The sequence below is a fragment of the Hyphomonas beringensis genome (assembly GCF_000682755.1).
Classification (GTDB): Bacteria; Pseudomonadota; Alphaproteobacteria; order Caulobacterales; family Hyphomonadaceae; genus Hyphomonas; species Hyphomonas beringensis.
Genome location: NZ_AWFF01000092.1, coordinates 1 through 882, shown reverse-complemented (window position 1 = coordinate 882; position 882 = coordinate 1). Strand labels below are relative to the sequence as shown.

The 882-nt window shown below is 51.9% G+C and carries 1 protein-coding gene and 1 pseudogene; both read right to left on the bottom strand.

All coding sequences use genetic code 11. The features are described from left to right. Positions 1-112: 112 nt before the first annotated feature. Complete coding sequence (locus HY29_RS16800; protein WP_034799234.1) at positions 113-580, bottom strand: SF0329 family protein; 468 nt, start codon at positions 578-580, stop codon at positions 113-115. A 102-nt stretch (positions 581-682) separates the two neighbouring features. After that, positions 683-882: pseudogene (locus tag HY29_RS16795) on the bottom strand (phosphomethylpyrimidine synthase ThiC); the annotation flags it as partial.

The window sequence follows — 882 nt, the reverse complement described above, 5'->3', positions numbered from 1 at the left end:
TGCAGAATTTGGGGCCGCACATGGAGCAGAAGTGGGCGATCTTGTGGGCTTCCTTGGGAAGGGTCTGGTCGTGGAAGTCGCGGGCGGTTTCGGGGTCGAGGCGATTGGCACCTTACGGGTTGCTGGGCGTTGACAGTCTTTGTTCGAAAACGAGTTTGATAAAATCGTGCTCGGTTTTAATCTGCTCTTTCAAAGCCAATAGACGACGTCTTCCGCATCGTGCATCCGAAATCGCCAATCCCCGGATCAGAACTGCTTCAGACGCCAACATGTCATCAATGCTCATACTCAAACTATCAAACAGCATTTCGTTTGATTGGGACACCGGGGCCAAGCCCTCAGCGGCGGCTTTCTCAAATGAGTCCTCGTAGGTGTCGCCAGATTTCAGGTGAGTCTGCATTAATTGCGAAGCTTTGAAGTCTGACGTTGAGTATATGCGTTTCTTGTCGAGCGTGATCCAGATTTCGCCTAATCGATGATGGTGGCCCATTCGCTGGCGCGTCTCATAGATATGCAAGCGCCCTTTCAGACAATCGGCGAAGCGGTCTTCCAGTCTTTGCTTGAGCTTGGACCACTGCATTTATCTGTATCCCAAAGAGCCCATCCGTAGAGTGTCGTTGAGCAATGCGAAATGCGCCATCTGCGCCAATGGTGCATTTCGTGCCTCAATGTACTCTACGATTTAATCAATCGCTTCGCGCTTTTCGCCGGTTTCCGAGAGATAAATCTCCCCGCCTTTCTCCATAAACTCGCGGCTCTTCTCTTCCATCCCCTTGCGTGCTTCGGCTGCCTGCTTTTCCAAATCGTTCCGTTCGTTCTCGCTCATGCCTGCTGCATATTCCCGCACTTCGGCGGTGATCTTCATGCTGCAGAATTTGGGGC

What these genes read in the sequence shown, in the direction of transcription:
- HY29_RS16800 (WP_034799234.1), bottom strand. Translation starts at nt 580, where the DNA reads ATGCAGTGGTCCAAGCTCAAGCAAAGACTGGAAGACCGCTTCGCCGAT.